Raw genomic sequence first — 527 nt, 5'->3', positions numbered from 1 at the left:
TTTGTATCAGACGTAACGTTTCACAAAATCAATAAACGTCCGATCTGCGATAGATAAATACCCTTCTTTCCGCCAAGCTAGTGCCAAATCGAGCGTTACTGGCGGATGAAACGGAATGCCAACAACCCCCTTCTCGTTTTGAGTAACAAGCTCAAGCAGGGCCGTAATGGCAAACTCCTGCCTGACGATGCTCAATATCAGCGGCAGCAAGTTGGTTTCAAAGGAAGACTTCATGCTGAAACCGTGCTCTTCACTGACATGGTCTAAGAATTCTCGATGAAAATATCCGTGCTGAAACATCACCAATTCATGCTCGAAAAACTCATCAAACGTTATGGCTTCGCGCTGCGCTAGCTCATGCTCGGGAGCAACAACGGCCACCATTTGGCTGCTGAACAAATGGTCCGTTTCTAGATCTTCAGGTACATCGTCCCAGCTGCTCACGCCGATATCGAGTTGTCCATTGAGCAACATTCGACGAATAGATTGCGTGCCAGCCTCAACCAGCGTCAGTTTTCGATCGGGAA

The 527-nt window shown here is 47.8% G+C and carries 1 protein-coding gene; it reads right to left on the bottom strand.

Annotation, left to right across the window (positions count from 1 at the left end; translation table 11 throughout):
• Positions 1 to 6 precede the first annotated feature (6 nt).
• A partial coding sequence (locus R7Z47_RS26730) for a LysR family transcriptional regulator substrate-binding protein (protein ID WP_318131010.1) occupies positions 7 to 527 on the bottom strand: 521 nt, incomplete at its 5' end.

This window comes from Vibrio sp. 1641 (assembly GCF_033339995.1).
In the GTDB taxonomy this organism is placed as follows: domain Bacteria; phylum Pseudomonadota; class Gammaproteobacteria; order Enterobacterales; family Vibrionaceae; genus Vibrio; species Vibrio alginolyticus.
The sequence above is the reverse complement of the archived record's forward strand: the minus strand, read 5'-3'. Positions and strand labels throughout refer to the sequence as shown.